A 20366-nucleotide genomic window follows, 5' to 3' on the forward strand; every position below is an offset into this window, starting at 1 on the left:
GCCCACGCGATCACCCAGCAACAAGACCATCTCTACCAACGTCAATACGACTACGACAAAACCGGCAACCTCACCCGCCTGCTCGACACCCGCAAAGGCGAACACCACTACCACTACGACCAGCTACACCGCCTGACCCGCGCCGACCACTCCCAAGACCTGCAGGAACGCTTCGGCCACACCCCGGCCGGCACCCTGCTGATGCAAGACCGCCCCGGCCCCGATATCGTCGCCGGCAACCGCCTGATGATCCAGGGCGACCGCCACTATGACTACGATGCCTTCGGCAACCTGATCCGCGAACGGCGGGGTCGTGGGCACACGTTGATTACCGAATACCGCTACGACTGCCAGCACCGGCTGATAGGCCTCACCCAACCCAACGGCCAAACCGCCAGCTATCGTTATGACCCGTTTGGGCGACGCATCAGCAAAACCGTGGACGGCCTAACGACGGAGTTTTTCTGGCAAGGCGACAGGCTGATTGCCGAGCACCATGCGGACTGCCATCGCAGCTATCTCTATGAACCGGGCAGCTTTCGTCCGCTGGCACTGCTGGAAGGTTTCGGCCCAGAAGAAACGAAGCCGTATAACTACCAACTCGACCACCTCGGCACGCCGCAGGAACTCACCGACCCCGACGGCGACATCGTGTGGTCCGCGCATTACCGCGCCTACGGCCAGATCAGCCGTCTCGACAAAGGCACAATCGACAACCCGCTACGTTTTCAGGGCCAGTACTTCGATCAGGAAAGCGGACTGCACTACAACCGCCATCGCTACTACAATCCAGATATTGGGTGTTACCTGACGCCGGATCCGGTGAAGTTGGCGGGTGGGATCAACGCGTACCAGTACGTGCCTAACCCTACGGGTTGGGTAGATCCACTCGGACTGAATGCCCGTTGCACCGGCGTAGTAAAGAAAAATCCAACCTGCGCAATACCTGTTGAACCTCACGCACCTTATGTATCTCGTAAAGGAGCATTCCGCGAAGCAAAAAGAGACGCCAATATACCGACATCGCAACAACCCGATGTATTTATCGACGCGGGTTCTGGCGCAAAAAACAATACAACACTGTGAAAATGTCAGATATAAATGAAAAAACAATTTTAGATAATTCTGGAAAACCGATTAAGACGAGGGTCTACCAATATACGAGAGCCGATGGTTCCAAAATACTAATACAAGACCATTCAGCAGGGCATAATTTCGGTGCTCAAAACGGAGCAGGCGATCAAGGCTCTCACTTCAACCTACGCCCAATTGATACACCGCGAACCGGCAAAGTCCCGGAAACAAAAGACCACTACCCATTTAAGGATAAAAAATGAAGCATTGGAATGATCTTGAAGGAACGATATTTTTTAATAAATTGTTCAGTCGTCCAATTGAAATTCGCGAGATTTATATACACTCTCTGACGATAGAAAACGACCAACCTTCTCTCAGCATTGGTTTTGACATACCAGACTTTCCAGATTTTTTACCTCCAAAATGGGAGAACAAAGGATACAACACATGCAGGATTGGACTAACCTGTAACGCAATAAGTAACCTGCAGATAACCAATCTTCCTCGTCGGGAAATTTTCATTGCAAAAATAACGCGAGAAAACGAGCACTTTATTTTCAACGCAAAATCAGAAAATGCCTCTATTGAATTTAAATCAAAGTGGCTGTCTATGGCTGGGCCGTCAGTTTATATAAACTGTCCTGAACCAGGAGATCATAGCTGGCCAGCATAAGTTTTGTAGAATAGATGGGAGAAAGGATTAGATGATTTACATAACAGAAACTATGAGTGCTATAGCCAACCCCAATTCGCCCACCCGCCCACCCCCACCTAAACTCTCCCCATGTTATTTCAACGGACAGAGGGTTCACCATCATGGGCAAACGTCATCCCAATCTCCCCGCCTGGCAATGGCGTAACTACCCGCAAAACCATCAGCACCCGACCAACCTGGCGTTGCACCTGATTGCCGTGCCGCTGTTTATCATCGGGTTTCTGTTGATTGTGTCCGGAGTGTTCAGCCTGAGCCTGGCCAGTTTCGCCATTGGCGTAGTCGGCATCCTCGCAGGCCTGGCGTTGCAGCGTCATGGCCATAGCCTGGAAGCCGAAGCCGGTGAGCCGTTCAGTGATCGTAAAGACGCAGTACAGCGCCTGGTGGTCGAGCAGTTCCTGACGTTCCCGCGCTTTGTGTTGAGCGGTGGCTGGTGGCGTGCCTGGCGGCTGCGCCACCGCCACTGACGATCAGGCGAAGACGACCACGGTCTGGCGGCTGAGGGCGATCAACGCGCCCGTTGGACTCCACAGCGCGGCGGCGGCGTGGCCATAGCCGTCGCGCGCATGCTCGATGCTGACGTGATACTGGCACCGGTCCAGGGTCGTCAGATCCTGCAAGGGCTGGATGAATTCGATGGTCCAGGTCAGGGTGCTGCCCGGAGCGGGCTTTTTCAGGTGCGGCAGTAACGCCGGTGGCCAGGCGTCGACCAGGGCGAGGATATGCGCTTCGGTCAGCGGTTCTTCCTTCACATCCCCGCGCAAACGAACCCAACCGCCCATCTCGCGGGATTTATTCCCGGTAAACGGCAAACCGCCAACGCTCCAGCGCATCGCCAGGTGGCGCATGAACTCAGGCGTGACGCCCTTGATATAGGGCAGTTCCTGGCACTCATCCCAGTGCTTGAACGTCGGCGGCGGCTCGCTGGCCACATCGATTTCCGACTCGCGGGATGCGCCAAAACTTGCCTGTACCAGGGTCGCGACCTCACCGTTCTGCACAACACGGCCGAGCAACTGGCTGACCGCCTTGCCTTCACGCAACACTTCGACTTGATAGCTGGCGGGTACATCGGGCGCGACCGGGCCAACGAAGGTGATCGCGAGCGAGCGCAATGGGCGGCCCGTCGGTACCTGGGCGCGCAAGGCTTCGTATTGCAACGCAGCAACCAGGCCACCGAACGTGGCGCGGCCCTGGGCCCATTCAGCGGGAATGGTGACATCCTGCGGGTTGCTTCGGGCGGCGTCGAGCAAATCACTAAAGCGCATGGCGACCTCACATCAAAAGAAACAGATGGGCGATCTTAACCAGCGCGCGGGCAAGGTACAGCGCTCATTCCGGCCAAAAGCCGGACCGCTTTAGAAACAATCCGCGCTGAGTTTGTCCAGCACGCGATCCGCCTGCCCTTCGGCCTTGGCCATGGTGCGATGCCAAATCGCAACACAGGGCTGCAGATCAGCTTGATGTTCGGCCTGGGCCAACCATTGCCAGCAGTCATGCCAATCACCCAGTGCCGCTTGGGCTTTCTTCAGGCGTGGCAGGGCATTGGCGGGCAACTTATCCAGCTGGGGGTAAGCCTCGGCGGCATAGCGCACACGCTTGATCAACAAGCGCAAACGGTGGCGATCATGGTCTGGATCTTTCAGCGCTTGATCGAGTTTCTGCCATTGCCTGGCCAGGCGCTTCTCGATGCGCGGTCGCAAACCCTTGAGCAATTTCTGATGCTCCGAGGCGCGGATAAAGCGCGGGAATGCATCAAGGATCAGCAGCAGATGGGCAACTTCCGGGCCTTGTGCCACCTGGCGATAGGCGTCGGGTTGCAGGCGCAGGCGTCGATCAGCGGCCTCGTGATAACCATGCTGATGCAAATACGCCGCCAGCACCTCTCGGTCGCGCAGCGGCGTCGTTAACTGGCCGACCGTACCGGCGGCCAATTCAAGCTGTTCCACACCCGGCAGCCCGCGCAAAGGACGCAACAGGCTGCGCAGGCGGCGCACGGTGGTGCGCAGATCATGCAGGGCTTCATCATCGGTGACGGCAGCGAGGCGAGCCTGGCAGCTCAGTAACCCTACTTCCAGGCCAATGACCTGAGCGACTAACTGATCGACCAAAGCTGACATCCCGCCCTCACTCTCAGATGAAAAATCCCACTCTGCGCTGCACGTTAACGCCCGGCGCGCGACTCACGAATATAGAACCGAGCTTTTTCGGCCTTGTTGGAGCAGCCTTCAAACGCCTCGAATTGCTGCTGGGTCTTGGCGCCAGTCAACAACGACAAGGCCTTGGAGTAGCTGACGGTGCCGGCAAAACCTTCGGCCTTGGCCAGGTCGAGCTCTTTCCAAGCGGCATCCAATTGCGAGCCACAGCTGTCGCGGTATGCGGTTTTCCCGGCACAACCCGCCAGGGCCAACATGATCACAGGCACACACATCCAGGCTTTCATCGATGACACCTCAAAATAAAGAAAAACAGTCGTACGCCTGTAGACGTTGCCTACAAGAAAAAGTGCCTTGTCCTTAGCCTGAAATCGGTAGTACCTATTGCCAGAGCATACCCGAGCCTGGGCGCTATTCTTGAAAAATATTGCCAGGCGCAACGAAGATTGAAGCGGCCCCCAAAATAGGCGCATTGTGGACCCCCGTTTATGAAGGACATCGACCATGAAGAAACGTGTTGCCTTGGTGTTGGGTTCCGGCGGGGCCCGGGGCTACGCCCATATCGGGGTGATCGAGGAAATCGAACGGCGCGGCTACGACATCGCCTGTATCGCCGGTTGCTCCATGGGTGCCGTGGTGGGCGGGATCTACGCCGCCGGCAAACTGGACGAGTATCGAAACTGGATTGAAAGCCTCGACTATCTCGACGTGCTGCGCCTGGTGGACGTGAGTTTCCGCCTTGGGGCGATTCGTGGCGAAAAGGTCTTCGGGCAAATCCGCAAGATCGTCGGCGAGATCACTATCGAAGAGCTGCGCATCCCCTACACCGCCGTCGCCACCGACCTGACCAACCAGCAGGAAATCTGGTTCCAGGAAGGCTGCCTGCACCAGGCCATGCGCGCCTCGGCAGCGATTCCCAGCCTGTTCACCCCGGTGATGCAAGGCAACCGCATGCTGGTGGACGGCGGCCTGCTCAACCCGCTGCCGATCGTGCCGGTGGTGTCGAGCCATTGTGACTTGATTATCGCGGTCAACCTCAACGCCACCAACCAGAAACACTACCATTTGCCGGTGATCCAGCGCCCGCCGGCGTTCAAGAGCCGCTTCAACAGCCTGGCGAAATCACTGGGTTCGCACCTGCCGTTTCGCCGCAAGCAGGCCGAGCAGTTGATGAAACTTGAGCAGGAAGCCTTGCAGGCCCAGGCGGCCGAGATCAATCCGTGGCTGGAGTCGGCCGAACCCGAATCCCAGCAACCCGCCGCCGCACCGGAAAAGCCGGGGGCGCCGAAGTCGGCCACCGGTTCATTCATCATCGATAACGTCGGGCCGGCGTCATTGCTGGATCTGATCAACCAGAGTTTCGAGGTGATGCAGACTTCGCTGGCGCAATACAAGATCGCCGGCTACCCGCCGGATGTGCTGATCAACGTGCCGAAGCGGGTGTGCCGGTTTTTCGAGTTCTACAAGGCGCCGGAGTTGATCGCACTTGGGCGGGAAATTGCCAGTGATACCCTGGATCGCTATGAGAGTGAGCAGCGCTGAGACAGCTGTGTCGCTAGAGCCGTGGTGAGCGGGCTTGCCCCGCGTTGGGCTGCGCAGCGGCCCCACTCAATGAGGAACGCGCAGTGTCAGGTACTCCTTTGGGCCTGGTTTTGGGGCTGCTACGCAGCCCAGCGCGGGGCAAGCCCGCTCACCACAGAATCCACAGAACCACAGAACCACAGAACCACAGAACCACAGAACCACAGAGAGGCTGACAGATCGCCTCAGGCACTCAACAATCGATACCCCACTCCAGCCTCGGTCACGATAAACCTCGGCTGGGTCGGATCGTCCGCCAGCTTCTGGCGCAGATGCCCCACCACAATCCGCAGGTAGTGACTGTCTTCGGTGTGGGTCGGGCCCCAGATATCCTTGAGCAGTTGCTGTTGGGTAATCACCCGCCCCGGATGCCGCGCCAGTTGTGCCAGCACCGCGTATTCCTTGCGGGTCAGTGCCACCTCGGCGCCGTCCAGCAGCACGCGGCGATAGGCCAGGTCCACCGTCAAGGGGCCAAACTGCAGCGCCGCTTCCTGGGTCTCGCCCACCGGCGCCTGTCGCAACAAGGCGCGCACGCGGGCCAGGAACTCCTGGATGCCGAAGGGCTTGGTGACATAATCATTGGCGCCACCGTCGAGGGCTTCGACTTTCTGCCCTTCGCTGGCCCTCACCGACAGCACCAGTACCGGCACCGTCGACCACTCACGAAACTCGCGCAACACCTGCTGGCCGTCCATGTCCGGCAGGCCCAGGTCGAGCACCAGCAAGTCGGGTTTGCTCAACGCCGCCTGGGCCAGGCCTTCGTTGCCGGTGCCGGCCTCGATCACTTTGTAACCTTGGGAGGCCAGGCTGATGCGCAGGAATTTGCGGATCTGCGGTTCGTCATCAATGACTAAAATCGTCGCGGTCTGGCTCATGGTGTCCAATCAAAATCCGTAGAGAAAACAGGGTAGCTCACGCCTCGCCTTCCAGGCCAGGCTGTGTCGGCAACGGCAGGAACAGCGTGATGCAGGTACCGCGCCCCTCAATGCCATCGGCCACGCTGATATGCCCACCATGGGCGCCGACCATGCCCTGGCAGATCGCCAGGCCGAGGCCGGTGCCCTGCCCGCCTCGATCACCGCGTGCGGCGGTGTAGAACATGTCGAAGATCTTCGCCCGCTCATCTTCAGGAATACCGGGCCCCTCATCCGCCACGGCGAAAAACAATCGGTTATCCGAGACGCCGGCGCTCAGTTGCAATCGACCGTGGGGCGGTGAAAAGCGCGCGGCGTTTTCCAATACATTGACCAGTGCCTGTTCGATCAACGCGGCATGGACATAGAGCAGCGGCAACTCCGCGGGCACATCGGTGCTCACCTGCAGCGGCGCCAGCACCGCGCGCAAACGCCCGAGCGCACTGCCGACAATATCGCCGGGCGACACCCAGTCCCGCGCCAGCTTCAGCGCGCCATGGCCCAGTCGCGTCATGTCCAGCAGGTTCTGGATATAGCGGTCCAGGCGCTCGGCCTCATCGCGGGTGCCTTCGAGCAACTCGCGACGATCCTCCAGGGGGATGGCTTCGCCGAGCGCCAGCAGGCTGTCGATACTGCCGCGCATGGAAGTCAACGGTGTGCGCAAATCGTGGGACACCGACGCCAGCAAGGCACTGCGCAGTTGCTCGGTTTCGCCATGCAAACGGGCGGATTCCAGCTCCTGGGCCAACTGTGCCCGCGCCAGGGCCTGGGCCAGGGGCTGGCTCAAGGCGGTCAGCAAGCGACGGCGTTGGCCGCTCAATTCCAGGCCCGGCTTGGCACTGACGCCGAGCAACCCGAGCGGGCCTTCTTCGCCCGACAACGGCCACCACCACCAGCGCCCGAACGGCAAGGTGCCGGTGCCCATGCCTGCCGGCTGGTCATGCTGCCAGGCCCAATCGGCCGCAGCCCGTTCGGCTTCGGTGAAGGTCAGCGGGCCGCCGGTCTCGACTTTCCAGCCACCCTGGCCGTCGCGATTGACCAGGCACAGATCCAGGTCGCTCCAGCCTTCCAGATGGTGGGCGGCGGCACTGATCACCGCCTGGCGGTCGGTGGCGGCGGTGAGTTTGCGCGACAGGTCGAGCAGTTCGCCGGTTTCTTCCTGAGTGTCGCGCAACGCCTGCAACTGCCGGCGCTGGCGCGCAGCAAGGTTGCCGGTGAGCGCCGCCATCAGCAGGAAGAACAACAGCGTCAGTACATCCTCTTCGCGCTGGATGGCGAAGGAGAAATTCGGCGGGATAAACAGGAAGTCATAGGTCAGGAACGACAACGCCGCACACACCAGGGACGGCCCCAGGCTGCTGCGCACCGCCACCAGCAGCACGGCAGCGAGAAACACCAGCGAGATATTCGGCAACGGCAATACGCTGGACACGGCCCAGGCCACAGCGGCGGCGACGACGGTCGCAACCACGGCCAAGGCGTAATCGAACCACACCAGGCCGCGCACATCCGGCAAGCGTGGGGCTGCGGGCACATCGTCGCTGTCGAGGACGTTGATTTCCAAGCCCCGGGCATTACGCAACAACCGCGCCGCCAAGCCGCCACCGAACAGGCGACGCCGCCAACGCATTCGCGACTGCCCCACCAACAGCAGGCTGGCGCGGCGTTCGGCGGCATGCTGGATCAAGGTCTTGGCCACCTCCCCCGCCCGCAGCAGCACCACTTCGCCACCAAGACGCTCGGCCAATTGCTGGGCGTTTTGCAGGCGCAGGCGGGCCTGCTCATCCCGCGCACGGCCGTTGTCGATATGCACCAGGCTCCACGGCAAATGCCGGCGCTGGGCGACGCGACTGGCATGGCGCACCAGGCGTTCGGCTTGCGCATCGCCATCCACGCCCACCAACAAACGCCCACGCACCGCCGGCGCCGCCTGGCCGAGCTGGCGATAGCCCTGGGCCAAATCGTCATCAACGTGGGCAGCGGCGGTCTGCATCGCCAGCTCGCGCAGGGCCATCAGGTTGGTCTGGGTAAAGAACGCATCGATGGCGGCGCGGGCCTGCTCCGGCACATACACTTTGCCGTCGCGCAGACGCTCGAGCAGTTCGCGGGACGGCAGGTCGATCAGCAGCAGTTCGTCGGCCTCCTGCAACACCCAATCCGGCAAGGTTTCGCGGACCTGCACACCGGTGATCCCGCGGACCTGGTCATTCAGGCTTTCCAGGTGCTGGACGTTGACCGTGGTAAACACGTTGATGCCGGCGGCGAGCAGTTCCTGGATGTCTTGCCAGCGCTTTTCATGGCGGCTGCCGGGGGCGTTGCTGTGGGCCAGTTCGTCCACCAGCACCAGCTTGGGCTTGGCGGCGAGCAGGCCATCGAGGTCCATTTCTTCGAGCATCACGCCACGGTATTCGCTGCGCAACAACGGTTGTTGCGGCAGGCCGCTGAGCAAGGCTTCGGTCTCGGCTCGGCCGTGGGTTTCAACCACGCCGGCGATCAGTTTGACGCCCTGGCGCAGTTGGGTGTGGGCAGCCTGGAGCATGGCGTAGGTCTTGCCCACACCCGGCGCGGCGCCGAGGAAAACTTTGAGCCGGCCACGGCCGTCCCGGGGTAGATCGGCTAGCAGGGCATCGGCGCGGCCGGAGTCGCTCATGCGGGCAGTGTCCTTCAGGTATTGATCGGGTTACAGCTTTTCCAACGCCATGTTCAGCGCCAGCACATTCACCACTGGCGGCCCCACCAGCGGGCTTTCGATATGTTCATCCATCAACCGTTGCAGGGTCGATACCGGCACATTTCGCGCGGCAGCCACCCGTGCCAGTTGATAGGCAATCGCCTGGGGTGGCAAGTGTGGATCAAGACCGCTGCCGGAGGTAGTCAGCGACACCAAAGGCACCGGGCCCTGGCCGGGCACCAACTGTTTGTTCGCGTCATCGAACACGCGGGTGGCCAAGGCCGGGTTGCTGGGGCCGAGGTTACTGGCGCTGCTGGAAACCGTCGCAAAGGCCCCTGCCGAAGGGCGCGGATGGAACCAGCTGTCACCGGTAAACTCCTGGGCGATCAGGCTGGAGCCACGCACCTTGCCGCTGGCATCGCGCACCAGGCTGCCGTTGGCCTGGTCAGGGAAGGCGACTTGGGCGACACCGGTCACCACCAGTGGGTAGGCCACGCCGGTGATCAGGGTCATGAGCACCAGCAGGCTCAGGGCCGGGCGGATTATGTTGGACATTTCAAATTCCTCAATTCGGTCTTTGCAACCTGTGGGCACCGGGGTGGCGCCCACAGGCATCGGGTCACACCAGGTGCAGCGCGGTCAGCAGCATGTCGATCGCCTTGATGCCCACGAACGGCACCAGCAACCCGCCCAGGCCATAGATCAGCAGGTTGCGCCGCAGCAACGCCGCCGCACTCGCGGCCTGCACACGCACACCGCGCAGCGCCAGGGGAATCAGCACCACGATGATCAGCGCGTTGAAGACGATGGCCGAGAGAATCGCGCTCTGGGGGCTCTGCAAGTGCATCACGTTGAGCACGCCCAACTGCGGGTAGATCGAGGCGAACAACGCCGGCAGGATCGCGAAGTACTTGGCCACATCATTGGCGATGGAAAAGGTGGTCAACGCGCCGCGAGTCACCAGCAACTCCTTGCCGATCTGCACCACGTCCAGCAGCTTGGTGGGGTCGCTGTCGAGGTCGACCATATTGGCGGCCTCGCGGGCGGCCTGGGTGCCGTCGTTCATCGCCATGCCGACGTCCGCCTGGGCCAGTGCCGGGGCGTCGTTGGCACCGTCGCCGCACATCGCCACCAGGCGGCCGTCGTTTTGCTCGTGACGGATGCGCGCGAGTTTTTTCTCCGGGGTCGCTTCGGCCAGCACGTCATCCACACCGGCTTCGGCAGCAATCGCAGCGGCCGTCAGCGGGTTGTCACCGGTGACCATCACCGTACGAATGCCCAGCTTGCGCAGCTCGGCGAAACGTTCGCGGATACCGGGCTTGACCACGTCCTTGAGGTGGATCGCACCGAGCAATTTGCCGTCGGCACACACCAGCAAGGGTGTGCCGCCGCTCTGGGCGATCTTGTCGATTTCCCGCGCCAATGCCGGTTGCAGGTCGCCGCGTGGCTGGCCGATAAACGCCAGCAACGAATCCACTGCGCCTTTGCGGAACACGCGACCCTGGTAGTCGACACCGGACAAGCGGGTCTCGGCGCTGAACGGTACGGCGGTGAGTTCATCCAGGGATGGCTCGGCCTGCGGGTGCAGAGCCCGCAGGTATTCGACAATGGATTTGCCTTCTGCCGTGTCATCGGCCAAAGAAGCAAACAACGCCCCTTCGGCCACTTCCTTGCCGCTGACGCCAGGCGCCGCAACCACCGCCGCGCACCGACGGTTACCGAAGGTGATGGTGCCGGTCTTGTCCAGCAGCAACACGTGCACGTCACCGGCCGCTTCCACGGCACGGCCGGACTTGGCGATCACATTGAGGCGCACCAGGCGGTCCATGCCGGCAATACCGATGGCCGACAACAAGCCGCCGATGGTGGTAGGAATCAGCGTCACCAGCAGTGCGACCAAAAACACCAGGGGCAAGCTGCCATTGGCAAAGTGGGCGAAGGGCTGCAAGGTCACGACCACCAGCAGGAAGATCAGGGTCAGGCCGATCAGCAGGATATCCAGCGCGACTTCGTTGGGGGTTTTCTGACGCTTGGCGCCTTCGACCAGGGCGATCATGCGGTCCAGGGTGGACTCGCCGGGGTTGGCGGTGATGCGGATCAGCAGCCAGTCCGAGACCAGCCGCGTGTTGCCGGTGACGGCCGAGCGATCGCCGCCGGACTCGCGGATCACCGGTGCGGATTCACCGGTGATCGCCGCTTCGTTGACCGCTGCGATGCCTTCGATGACCTCGCCGTCGCCGGGGATCATTTCCCCGGCGGCCACACGCACCACATCACCTTTACGCAGGCTGGTGGCCGGCACGACCTTGAAGCTGCCATCGGCTTCCTTACGCCGTGCGCTCAGGCCTTCGCTGCCGGCCTTGAGGCTGTCGGCACGGGCCTTGCCACGCCCTTCGGCCAAGGCTTCGGCGAAGTTGGCGAACAGCACGGTGAACCACAGCCACACGGCGATTTGCACGGCCACATACGTCGGTACGGCGGTGTCGGGCACAAAGCACAGCACGGTGGTGAGGATGGCGGTCAGCTCGACCACCAGCATCACCGGCGAGCGTTGCAACTGGCGCGGGTCCAGCTTGACGAACGCCTGGACCAGCGCCGGGCGCCACAGGGCCGAGACGGCGGTTTTGGCGGGTTCCTGGGTTTTGACCGGGGCCGCGTTTTTTGCAGGCATATTCATGTTCATATCCCCTTTTTAGAAGCCCATGCTCAAGTGTTCAGCGATGGGCCCCAGCGCCAGCGTCGGCAGGAAAGTCAGGCCGCCCACCAGCAAAATAGTCACGGTCAACAGGGTCACGAACAGCGGACCATGGGTCGGGAAGCTGTTCTGGCCAATCGGTGCGGTCTTCTTCATCGCCAGACTGCCGGCCAGGGCCAGTACCGGGAGGATGTAGCCGAAGCGGCCGATCAACATGCCCAGGCCCAGCATCAGGTTGTGGAACGGCGTGTTGGCACTGAAACCACCGAACGCCGAGCCGTTGTTGGCGCTGGCCGAGGTGTAGGCGTACAGCAACTGGCTGAAACCGTGAGGGCCAGGGTTACTGATGGCGCCAGCAGGGCCGGGCAGGCTCGCGGCGATGGCCCCCAATACCAGCACGCCCACCGGCATCACCAGCAGGGTCACAACCAGCAGTTGCACTTCCTTGGCCTGGAGTTTCTTGCCCAGGTATTCCGGGGTGCGGCCGATCATCAGGCCGGCCAGGAACACCGCGATCAACACGTTGAGCAACATGCCGTACATACCGGCGCCGACGCCGCCGAAGATCACTTCGCCGACCATCATGTTGACCAGCGCCACCATCCCACTGAGAGGGTTGAGGCTGTCTTGCATGCCGTTAACGGAACCGTTGGACGCCGCGGTGGTGGTCACCGACCACAACACGGTGCCGGTGGTGCCGAAGCGCGCCTCCTTGCCTTCCAGCGGTGCGGTCTGCTCGACGGCCGGGTTGTTCAAGGTCGGGTTGGGCTGGTATTCGGACCACAGGGAAGTGGCGCCGCCGATCAGGAACAGCGCCAGCATGCAGCCAAGGATCGCGCGGCTCTGGCGCAGGTCTTTCACGTAGTGACCGAAGGTAAATACCAACGCCACCGGGATCAGGATGATCGAAGCCACTTCGAACAGGTTGGCCCAGGCGGTCGGGTCTTCAAACGGGTGCGCCGAGTTGACGCCGAAGAAGCCGCCGCCGTTGGTGCCCAGTTGCTTGATCGCAATCTGGCTGGCTGCCGGGCCCAGGGGGATCACTTGATCCACGCCTTGCAGGGTCACGGCATCCACATAGTGCGCGAAGGTTTGCGGTACGCCCTGCCACACCAGGAACAGCGCCAGCACCAGGCACAACGGCAGCAGGCCGTAGAGCGTGGCGCGGGTCATGTCGACCCAGAAGTTACCCAGGGTCCTGGCGGATTTGCGCCCGATCCCACGGCACAGCGCGACCAGGACGGCCAGGCCGGTGGCCGCACTGACGAAGTTCTGCACGGTCAGGCCAGCCATCTGGCTGAGGTAGCTCAGGGATGCCTCACCGCTGTAGGACTGCCAGTTGGTGTTGGTCATGAAACTGACCGCAGTATTGAAGGCCAGGGTCCATTCCTGGCCCGGCAATTTCTGCGGGTTCAGTGGGAGATAGTCCTGGAACAGCAGGATCGCGAACAACAGCAAAAAGCCCGCGAGGTTGAACGCGAGCAAGGCCAGCATGTATTTCTGCCAGCTTTGTTCCTGATGTTCATCCACCCCCGACAGGCGATAACAGGCTTTTTCGACAGGCCCCAGCACCGGGCTCAGCCACGTGCGCTGGCCTTCCATCACCTTGTAGTAGAACCGCCCCAGGAACGGTGCCGGCACCAGTACCACGGCAAAGAAGGCAATGATCAGCCAATAGTCATAACTGTGCATGGCCAGCTCCTAGTTCCGATCCGCGCGTAACAGCGCAACCAGCAGATAAATGAACAGCGCCACGGCCAATAGCAGTGACACCCCGTCCAGAACGCTCATGGAAGTCTCTCCGTTTAGCGGCGAGTGCCGCGTGTGGGGCAATTGTCCGCAGGAGTGGCGTAAAGGAACGAGAGCGAGGGGGTGGGCGGGGCGTAAAGATGGCGTAAAGAGTGGGTTTATGCGCGGTTTACACGGGGGGTTTGCAGCGTCCGGGCGGGCGCTATCGGGAGCAAGCCCCCTCCCACACTTGACCAAGCTGTCATGCTGAGCGCCAGTCAGCCTGTGGGAGGGGCTTGCTCCCGATAGCGTCGGCACCGTCACCGCCGCACCTATGTGGTGCGACGCCGGCAAATTTCAAACGCCAAACCATCCCCCACACGACAGTTGCGCCGCTTTACGACAATGATTCTCAGGCTGGCATGGCCGCTGCAACACCTTGAATCATTCCAAACCGTTCAGGGAGCGCAGCACGATGAACACACAACTCAAACCCACCTTGGGCACCCTGCATTTATGGGGCATTGCCGTCGGGCTGGTGATTTCCGGGGAATACTTCGGCTGGAGCTACGGCTGGGGCGTTGCTGGCACCTTGGGCTTCCTGGTGACCTCGTTGATGGTCGCCGCGATGTACACCTGCTTTATTTTCAGTTTCACCGAGCTGACTACCGCCATTCCTCACGCAGGCGGGCCGTTTGCCTACAGTCGTCGGGCGTTTGGGGAGAAAGGCGGATTGATCGCTGGCCTCGCCACCCTGATCGAATTTGTCTTCGCCCCGCCCGCCATCGCCTTGGCCATCGGCGCTTATCTGAATGTGCAGTTCCCGGCCCTGGACCCCAAACATGCGGCCGTCGGTGCCTACATCGTCTTCATGGGCCTGAACATTCTCGGGGTGAAACTGGCCGCTACCTTCGAGTTGGTGGTGTGCGTGCTCGCCGTCGCGGAACTGCTGGTGTTCATGGGCGTGGTTGCGCCCGCGTTCAGCTTCAGCAACTTTGCCTTGAATGGCTGGGCCGGTTCCGACACCTTCGGCGCCCCGGCGATTGCGGGGATGTTCGCGGCGATTCCGTTTGCCATCTGGTTCTTCCTGGCCATCGAAGGCGCGGCCATGGCAGCCGAGGAAGCGAAAGATCCGAAGCGCACCATTCCAAAAGCCTACATCAGCGGCATCCTGACCCTGGTGATCCTGGCCATGGGCGTGATGTTCTTCGCCGGCGGCGTGGGCGATTGGCGCACCCTGTCGAACATCAACGATCCACTGCCGCAGGCGATGAAAACCGTGGTGGGCGACAACTCCGGCTGGCTGCACATGCTGGTCTGGATCGGCCTGTTCGGCCTGGTGGCGAGCTTCCACGGCATTATCCTGGGCTACTCGCGCCAGTTCTTCGCCCTGGCCCGCGCCGGTTACCTGCCCTCCTTCCTCGCCAAATTATCGCGCTTTCAGACACCACACCGGGCAATCATCGCCGGTGGCGTGGTCGGCATCGCCGCCATCTACAGCGATGGCCTGATCAACCTGGGTGGCATGACATTGACCGCGGCGATGATCACCATGGCGGTGTTCGGTGCGATTGTGATGTACATCATGAGCATGCTCAGCCTGTTCAAACTGCGTAAGACCGAGCCGCTGCTGGAACGTACCTTCCGCGCGCCGGGTTATCCGATCGTGCCCGGCATTGCGCTGGCGCTGGCCGTGGTGTGCCTGGTGGCCATGGCGTGGTTCAACACGCTGATCGGGCTGATCTTCCTCGGCTTTATGGCCGTGGGTTTCATCTACTTCCAGATGACCGCGCAGGACCGTGCCGATGCGCCGGCAGACGCAATGTTGACCGGGCTCTAAGGTTTCGAGGCAGAACGGGCCTACACTGAACTACTCAGAAAGCCCGTCACTCAAAGTAGTTATTACCGTGGGAAAATTCTCCGACGGTAATCTGCCTCAAGGAGAGCCTTATGCCGTGGTATGCGTGGTTGATTATGGTAGTTGCGATCGGGTCGATCGTCGGAGGGCTGATGATGCTGCGTGACAGCGCCAACAAGGTGGAACTCACCGACGAACAACGCAAACGCGTGGCCGAGCGCAACTCCCAGGCGGACGCCAAGGACGCGCAGGATCGCTAGGACCGTTTACTCCCAATCCGCCTTGGCAATCTGCAACCCGTGCTGCCCTTTATAGGCAGCACGCTCCGGCTGGCTCCAGCCGTCCAGCAACTCGTCCTCCAACCGATAAATCTCAACCCCCAACGGACGGCACACCGTCAGCGGATCCTGCGCATCCGGCCCCCACATCGGCAGGGACAAATCCCCGCCCGGGCACGTCGACAGCGCGCAGAGCAAATCAATCTCGGCAAAGAACTCAAGGTAATCGCCCTTCTGCGCCGGGCAGGCTTTCATGAAATACATGTCGTCGTGATTGAGGCCCGTGCACTGGAAAATATTCAGCACGTCATGCACGTCGAATTCCGTCAGACCGTGGGGTAATACCGCGCGGGTCAGGTTTGAGTGGCAATGGTGATGGAAGTCCTCGCCGGTGAGCATGCGGTTCACATAGGGATCGCAGCGCGTACCGAGCAAGTCATGCAGACGCCCGCCGTGCTCATCGATGCCGTAACTGGCCAGGCTGTCATCGGTGATGGTCACCAGGGGCCTTAGAAATGGCAGATTCGACCATAGCCGGTCATGAGTGCTCACATGCGCCCCCTGCAACTGACGGGTACGTGCAGCCCAAAGACGTTCGCGGGGGTCATTGGCGTTCCACACATTGAAGTCCCCCACCTGCGGGCCCACGGGCGTGGTAACACGAAACACATGCCCGGCGGGCACCTTCCACGCCCTGCCCGTGCGAATCGGTACCTCGAACTGCTCGATCAAGCTGCGCTGATCTTTTCGGTCACGAATGCGCTCGTAAAATGCCGCGTCGACCTGCAACGCCGAACCCTTGCTGACCTGATAAGCGGCCGGATAGTCTTTGTACATGATGCAGATCCTCGATCAGGAGTGGGTAAACAGGGCCAAGGACAGGCGTTCCGAATCATCCAGGTACAGGCTCATTGCCTCCCCTGCAGCCAATTTGTCGTGCTTGACCAGCCATTGATAAATCTCACGGTCACGCTCCAGCCAGGGCGACTGGAAACGTTGCTCATCAGGCGCGGCACAAAACACCAGGCGCAACTGGGCGATGACCTGGGCAAAAAACTCATCGAACAACGGGCTGCCCATCAACCCGACGATGTGCTGATGGAACAGCAAACTGTGGGTGGCCACTGCACGCCAATCCTCGCGCTCACGGGCCAGGGTGGTGGCGTCAATGGCATTTTGCAGGCGTTCGGATTGCTCGTGCGTCAAGGCATCGCTTCCAGCGATGGCCTGCAACTCCAGGGTACGGCGGACTACAAACAGGTCGCGGACTTCCTCCCGCTCCAACCGCCGCACCATAACGCCCTTGTTACGCACATAACGGGTCAACCCCTCCTGCCCCAAACGGTGCAAGGCTTCGCGAATCGTATTGCGCGACGCACTGTAGGCCTTGACCAGATCCACCTCCACCAATGCCATGCCTGGCAATAACCGCCCCGCAATAATGTCGGCACGCAGCTCCAGGGCAATCTGGTCGGCTAAAGACAAACTGAGCGTCATGACCACCTCACGATTGTTGAACAATCTTCCGTCTAGATGTAATCACATTTCATGCCAACGCCCTGCATGCCGACGAGTGTGTAAAAAAGATCAAGTTGGTTAAAATGCCCGCCTGTAATCGAGGCTGCCCCATGCGTTATTCACAAAACCACAAAGCCCAAACCCACCAACGCATCATCAAGGAAGCCTCTGCGCGCTTTCGCCGCGATGGCATCGACGCCACCGGCCTGCAGCCACTGATGAAAGCCTTGAACCTGACCCATGGCGGCTTTTACGCGCATTTCAAATCCAAGGGCGAGTTGGTGGAGACAGCCCTGCAGGCGGCGGCTGCAGACCTGGACGCCCATTGCGACATGCTGTTCAGCCAGGAGCAGCCATTGAGCGCGTTTATCGACAGTTACCTGTCGGAATGGCACCTGACCTCCCCGGACCAGGGCTGCCCGTTGCCAACGATGTCTTCAGAGCTGGGACTGAGAGGCCAACCCAGCGCGACAACGGACAAGGTGCTCGACGCAAGGCTCAAGCAAATAGAAACAGCATTGGGAGAGGAGCGGTGTGATGCAGAGAGCCTGGTGATGATGTCGACACTGGTGGGCGCATTGGTACTGGCCAGGAGTGTTGAAGACCCTCAATTGGCAACAAGGATCATGGCCGTGGTGCGCGAACGCCTGAAAACGCAGAACCCGGAGGCTAAAAAGGCCGATCAATGACCGGCCTCCTGGATAGATCAGTTGATGGCCAACCTATCGCGATTCTTCTCCAGCAACGCCTTGCCGATCCCCTTTACTTCCAACAACTCATCCACCGCCGTGAACGGACCATTGCTGTCGCGATAGGCGATGATCGCCTTGGCTTTAGCGGCACCGATACCGAAGAGGTCACGGCGCAGGGTTTCGGCGTCGGCGGCGTTCAGGTTGACCTTGGTAGATTGCTCGCCCTGGGTCATCTGGGCGGTGATCGGGGTTTGGGCTTCGGGTTTGATGGACGGGGCTGCGTTGGTGGCGACGGAGAGGGTGGTGAGGAAGGCGAAGATTAAGGAGGTGAGGTAGGTGTTTTGCATTGGTGACGCTCCATGACATCGTTGAGAGAAAAGCAGCTTTTCCGAAGCTGCTTTTCAAACTTAGGTGATGCTGGAGATTTGGCAAAAATGCTTGAGTAACAGAGTGTTAAATCACGGTTCCAAGCGCCGCTGCTGGTAGATCCAGTCGACGATTTCGCCGTCTGGGCAATAGCCACTGACGGTGTCGCGCAGAAGTTGGCGGACGCGGGTGTAGTCGTCCTGATCCACAGCAGTCAACAACTCTGTCAGCTTGCCTTTGAGTACATCCCAGGACAGGTAGTCTTCGTTGGCGCTCATGATCATAGGGTGCTGAGTAGCGACAACGTGGTCACCAATCAGCAACTCTTCGTAAAGCTTTTCACCAGGGCGTAATCCGGTGAACTCAATGGCAATATCGCCTTGAGGATTTCTATCGGAGCGCACGCTTAAACCGGAGAGGTGGACCATCCTCTCGGCGAGCTCAACGATTTTTACTGGTTCGCCCATGTCCAACACGAAAACATCACCGCCCTGGCCCATGGAACCGGCCTGAATCACCAACTGTGCGGCTTCAGGGATCGTCATGAAGTAACGCGTGATTTTCGGATGAGTAACCGTGATAGGCCCCCCCGACTTGATCTGTTTGTGAAACAGCGGGATTACGGAACCGGAAGAACCCAGCACGTTACCGAAGCGAACCATGGTGAAACGGGTTTTGTTGACGTGGGAAATATTAGTTTTTTCGCCGAACAGCACAGGCGCCAGTTCCCGGCTGAGAGCTTGAAGAGTCAACTCTGCAAGACGCTTGGTGCTGCCCATGATGTTCGTGGGACGTACGGCCTTGTCGGTTGAAATAAGTACAAAGTTAGAAACGCCGGATTTTAGAGCGGCTTGAGCAGTGTTCAACGTACCGATCACATTGTTCAATACGCCTTCTGCAATGTTGTGCTCGACCATGGGCACATGCTTATACGCCGCCGCGTGATAGACAGTATCGACGTGCCACGTTTTCATTATATCCAGTAACTTATTCTGGTTACGTACAGATCCCAGGATCGGTAACAGTCGAACGGAGAGCGACTCGCGAGCGATACGCTGCTCAAGCTCAGACATAATGCTGTAGAGATTGAATTCGCTATGTTCCAGTAATAATAACGTCGTCGGATTCAACGTCAGAATCTGGCGACATAACTCAGAGCCTATAGACCCACCAGCCCCAGTCACGAGGACGCTCTGCCGCGTAATACAGTGCTCCAGGAGCTCTGCTTGCGCCGGAACAGCATCCCGCCCCAGCAAGTCCGCGATATCGACTTCCTGAATGTCATCCACCTTTACCCGCCCGCTGGCAAGGTCCATGAAGCCGGGCACACTACGTACATGCAACGGAAAACCTTCAAGGAACCCTAAAATCTCCCGCCGCCGACCTCTGTTGGACGAGGGAATGGCTAACAGGATTTCCTGTGCTCCTGTTGCATCGATCATCCGCTGAATATGTTTAGGCTTATAAACTTGCAGACCTGAAATTACTCGATCAGATATACCATCGTCGTCGTCGATGAAGGCCACTGGCCGCATGACACGCCCCATGCGCAAAGCCGCTACCAACTGATTTCCAGCAGCACCCGCGCCATATATGGCAACTCGCGGCAGACCGTCTTCTCTACTGGTAAAAGGCACATGCTGCGCCGCCGTGAACCAATCACCCAAAAAATACTGCCGCATAGCCAGCCGCAAACCTCCGACCATTACCAGGCTAAGCCACCAGTAGTTGAAAATGATGGAGCGAGGTACGACGGCCTGATGATTGCTGTATAAGTAAACCACCACACCGAGGATCAGCGCTGAAAGGCTGACCGCTTTGATAATAACGATCAAAGCGTCGTTACCGAAGTAACGCATAACAGCGCGATACATTCCAAAACGAACGAAGAGTGGGATAGCGACTACTGGTGCGCTCAGAAACAGCCAGAAATGTTGCGCAACAGGGTTGATCAAGTCGTCCACGCCTAAACGAACGACAAACGCCAGCCACAAGGCTACCCAGACGAGAAAAACGTCTGTAATCACTTGCAGGAAACGCTTCCTTCGCCGAGGAAGGCCTACCAGATACGACCGGATGCTACCCACAACCCCTTCAGACACCTCTGCCGCTCCTATACC

The 20366-nt window shown here is 60.0% G+C and carries 21 protein-coding genes; 8 read left to right on the forward strand and 13 right to left on the reverse strand.

The window, feature by feature from the left end:
* From BB029_RS11605 to BB029_RS11610, 4 genes are all read left to right on the forward strand, one after another.
* Positions 1–1086, forward strand: a 1086-nt coding sequence (locus BB029_RS11605; RefSeq protein WP_256558205.1) for an RHS repeat domain-containing protein, incomplete at its 5' end; no start/stop codon positions are given.
* Positions 1087–1088: 2 nt separating this feature from the next.
* On the forward strand, positions 1089–1337 hold the full coding sequence (locus BB029_RS31965; protein WP_083236366.1) for an HNH/endonuclease VII fold putative polymorphic toxin: 249 nt from the start codon (positions 1089–1091) through the stop codon (positions 1335–1337).
* Positions 1334–1750, forward strand: a complete 417-nt coding sequence (locus tag BB029_RS31970; RefSeq protein ID WP_081744390.1) for an Imm50 family immunity protein — start codon at positions 1334–1336, stop codon at positions 1748–1750. Before BB029_RS31965 ends, BB029_RS31970 begins: the two co-directional genes overlap by 4 nt.
* A gap of 143 nt (positions 1751–1893) precedes the next feature.
* Positions 1894–2256, forward strand: a complete 363-nt coding sequence (locus BB029_RS11610) for an Mpo1-like protein (protein WP_027604139.1) — start codon at positions 1894–1896, stop codon at positions 2254–2256.
* A 3-nt stretch (positions 2257–2259) separates the two neighbouring features.
* Here BB029_RS11610 and BB029_RS11615 read toward each other — a convergent pair whose 3' ends face one another.
* The 3 genes from BB029_RS11615 to BB029_RS11625 all read right to left on the reverse strand — a co-directional run bounded on the left by BB029_RS11615 (position 2260) and on the right by BB029_RS11625 (position 4232).
* On the reverse strand, positions 2260–3057 hold the full coding sequence (locus BB029_RS11615; RefSeq protein ID WP_065939264.1) for an acyl-CoA thioesterase II: 798 nt from the start codon (positions 3055–3057) through the stop codon (positions 2260–2262).
* Positions 3058–3147: 90 nt separating this feature from the next.
* Entirely contained in the window at positions 3148–3909 is a 762-nt protein-coding gene (locus BB029_RS11620) for a CHAD domain-containing protein (RefSeq protein WP_065928093.1), read from the reverse strand.
* A 44-nt stretch (positions 3910–3953) separates the two neighbouring features.
* Positions 3954–4232, reverse strand: coding sequence for a hypothetical protein (locus tag BB029_RS11625; protein ID WP_003172685.1), 279 nt, complete (start codon positions 4230–4232; stop codon positions 3954–3956).
* Positions 4233–4449: 217 nt separating this feature from the next.
* Here BB029_RS11625 and BB029_RS11630 point away from each other — a divergent pair, with 217 nt between their 5' ends.
* Positions 4450–5487, forward strand: coding sequence for a patatin-like phospholipase family protein (locus BB029_RS11630; RefSeq protein ID WP_065939265.1), 1038 nt, complete (start codon positions 4450–4452; stop codon positions 5485–5487).
* A gap of 224 nt (positions 5488–5711) precedes the next feature.
* On the opposite strand, the gene BB029_RS11635 is transcribed toward BB029_RS11630, so the two are convergent.
* The 6 genes from BB029_RS11635 to kdpF form a co-directional block, all read right to left on the reverse strand.
* Positions 5712–6401 carry a response regulator gene (locus BB029_RS11635; protein WP_065939266.1) on the reverse strand — a complete coding sequence of 230 codons (690 nt, stop codon included), beginning with the start codon at positions 6399–6401 and terminating at the stop codon, positions 5712–5714.
* 37 nt (positions 6402–6438) lie between these two features.
* Positions 6439–9090, reverse strand: a complete 2652-nt coding sequence (locus tag BB029_RS11640; RefSeq protein ID WP_065939267.1) for a sensor histidine kinase KdpD — start codon at positions 9088–9090, stop codon at positions 6439–6441.
* A gap of 30 nt (positions 9091–9120) precedes the next feature.
* Entirely contained in the window at positions 9121–9666 is a 546-nt protein-coding gene (gene kdpC, locus BB029_RS11645; protein WP_065939268.1) for a potassium-transporting ATPase subunit KdpC, read from the reverse strand.
* A 64-nt stretch (positions 9667–9730) separates the two neighbouring features.
* A complete protein-coding gene (gene kdpB / locus BB029_RS11650) occupies positions 9731–11794 on the reverse strand; it encodes a potassium-transporting ATPase subunit KdpB (RefSeq protein ID WP_043293386.1) in 2064 nt (687 codons plus the stop codon).
* A gap of 9 nt (positions 11795–11803) precedes the next feature.
* Entirely contained in the window at positions 11804–13498 is a 1695-nt protein-coding gene (gene kdpA, locus BB029_RS11655; RefSeq protein WP_065928096.1) for a potassium-transporting ATPase subunit KdpA, read from the reverse strand.
* 9 nt (positions 13499–13507) lie between these two features.
* Complete coding sequence (gene kdpF / locus BB029_RS11660) at positions 13508–13597, reverse strand: K(+)-transporting ATPase subunit F (protein WP_003218754.1); 90 nt, start codon at positions 13595–13597, stop codon at positions 13508–13510.
* Positions 13598–14009: 412 nt separating this feature from the next.
* On the opposite strand from kdpF, the gene eat reads away from it, so the two are divergent.
* A complete protein-coding gene (gene eat / locus BB029_RS11665; RefSeq protein WP_027604147.1) occupies positions 14010–15374 on the forward strand; it encodes an ethanolamine permease in 1365 nt (454 codons plus the stop codon).
* Between the two features lie 110 nt (positions 15375–15484).
* The gene (locus tag BB029_RS11670; RefSeq protein ID WP_065939269.1) at positions 15485–15652 is read left to right on the forward strand and encodes a DUF2897 family protein; all 168 of its coding nucleotides are present in this window, start codon (positions 15485–15487) and stop codon (positions 15650–15652) included.
* Positions 15653–15658: 6 nt separating this feature from the next.
* Here the strand turns inward: BB029_RS11670 and BB029_RS11675 are convergent, their stop codons facing one another.
* Together BB029_RS11675 and BB029_RS11680 are read right to left on the reverse strand one after the other, a co-directional pair.
* Positions 15659–16507, reverse strand: coding sequence for a DUF1989 domain-containing protein (locus BB029_RS11675; RefSeq protein WP_027604148.1), 849 nt, complete (start codon positions 16505–16507; stop codon positions 15659–15661).
* A 15-nt stretch (positions 16508–16522) separates the two neighbouring features.
* The gene (locus BB029_RS11680; protein WP_065939345.1) at positions 16523–17167 is read right to left on the reverse strand and encodes a GntR family transcriptional regulator; all 645 of its coding nucleotides are present in this window, start codon (positions 17165–17167) and stop codon (positions 16523–16525) included.
* Positions 17168–17298: 131 nt separating this feature from the next.
* Between BB029_RS11680 and BB029_RS11685 the strand changes: the two genes are divergently transcribed.
* Positions 17299–17877 (forward strand): TetR/AcrR family transcriptional regulator, encoded by a 579-nt coding sequence (locus tag BB029_RS11685; protein ID WP_065939270.1) that lies wholly within the window; start codon positions 17299–17301, stop codon positions 17875–17877.
* 17 nt (positions 17878–17894) lie between these two features.
* On the opposite strand, the gene BB029_RS11690 is transcribed toward BB029_RS11685, so the two are convergent.
* Positions 17895–18227, reverse strand: coding sequence for a helix-hairpin-helix domain-containing protein (locus tag BB029_RS11690; protein ID WP_065939271.1), 333 nt, complete (start codon positions 18225–18227; stop codon positions 17895–17897).
* Positions 18228–18338: 111 nt separating this feature from the next.
* Positions 18339–20333, reverse strand: coding sequence for a nucleoside-diphosphate sugar epimerase/dehydratase (locus tag BB029_RS11695; RefSeq protein ID WP_141696524.1), 1995 nt, complete (start codon positions 20331–20333; stop codon positions 18339–18341).
* Positions 20334–20366: the final 33 nt, after the last annotated feature.

It is taken from the genome of Pseudomonas sp. S3E12 (assembly GCF_001702295.1).
GTDB classification, from domain to species: domain Bacteria; phylum Pseudomonadota; class Gammaproteobacteria; order Pseudomonadales; family Pseudomonadaceae; genus Aquipseudomonas; species Aquipseudomonas marginalis.

Bases quoted from the DNA above. Each gene is read 5' to 3' on its own strand.
- BB029_RS31965 (WP_083236366.1), top strand. From the start codon at position 1,089: ATGTCAGATATAAATGAAAAAACAATTTTAGATAATTCTGGAAAACCG.
- BB029_RS31970 (WP_081744390.1), top strand. From the start codon at position 1,334: ATGAAGCATTGGAATGATCTTGAAGGAACGATATTTTTTAATAAATTG.
- BB029_RS11610 (WP_027604139.1), top strand. From the start codon at position 1,894: ATGGGCAAACGTCATCCCAATCTCCCCGCCTGGCAATGGCGTAACTAC.
- BB029_RS11615 (WP_065939264.1), bottom strand. From the start codon at position 3,057: ATGCGCTTTAGTGATTTGCTCGACGCCGCCCGAAGCAACCCGCAGGAT.
- BB029_RS11620 (WP_065928093.1), bottom strand. From the start codon at position 3,909: ATGTCAGCTTTGGTCGATCAGTTAGTCGCTCAGGTCATTGGCCTGGAA.
- BB029_RS11625 (WP_003172685.1), bottom strand. From the start codon at position 4,232: ATGAAAGCCTGGATGTGTGTGCCTGTGATCATGTTGGCCCTGGCGGGT.
- BB029_RS11630 (WP_065939265.1), top strand. From the start codon at position 4,450: ATGAAGAAACGTGTTGCCTTGGTGTTGGGTTCCGGCGGGGCCCGGGGC.
- BB029_RS11635 (WP_065939266.1), bottom strand. From the start codon at position 6,401: ATGAGCCAGACCGCGACGATTTTAGTCATTGATGACGAACCGCAGATC.
- BB029_RS11640 (WP_065939267.1), bottom strand. From the start codon at position 9,090: ATGAGCGACTCCGGCCGCGCCGATGCCCTGCTAGCCGATCTACCCCGG.
- kdpC (WP_065939268.1), bottom strand. From the start codon at position 9,666: ATGTCCAACATAATCCGCCCGGCCCTGAGCCTGCTGGTGCTCATGACC.
- kdpB (WP_043293386.1), bottom strand. From the start codon at position 11,794: ATGAACATGAATATGCCTGCAAAAAACGCGGCCCCGGTCAAAACCCAG.
- kdpA (WP_065928096.1), bottom strand. From the start codon at position 13,498: ATGCACAGTTATGACTATTGGCTGATCATTGCCTTCTTTGCCGTGGTA.
- kdpF (WP_003218754.1), bottom strand. From the start codon at position 13,597: ATGAGCGTTCTGGACGGGGTGTCACTGCTATTGGCCGTGGCGCTGTTC.
- eat (WP_027604147.1), top strand. From the start codon at position 14,010: ATGAACACACAACTCAAACCCACCTTGGGCACCCTGCATTTATGGGGC.
- BB029_RS11670 (WP_065939269.1), top strand. From the start codon at position 15,485: ATGCCGTGGTATGCGTGGTTGATTATGGTAGTTGCGATCGGGTCGATC.
- BB029_RS11675 (WP_027604148.1), bottom strand. From the start codon at position 16,507: ATGTACAAAGACTATCCGGCCGCTTATCAGGTCAGCAAGGGTTCGGCG.
- BB029_RS11680 (WP_065939345.1), bottom strand. From the start codon at position 17,167: ATGACGCTCAGTTTGTCTTTAGCCGACCAGATTGCCCTGGAGCTGCGT.
- BB029_RS11685 (WP_065939270.1), top strand. From the start codon at position 17,299: ATGCGTTATTCACAAAACCACAAAGCCCAAACCCACCAACGCATCATC.
- BB029_RS11690 (WP_065939271.1), bottom strand. From the start codon at position 18,227: ATGCAAAACACCTACCTCACCTCCTTAATCTTCGCCTTCCTCACCACC.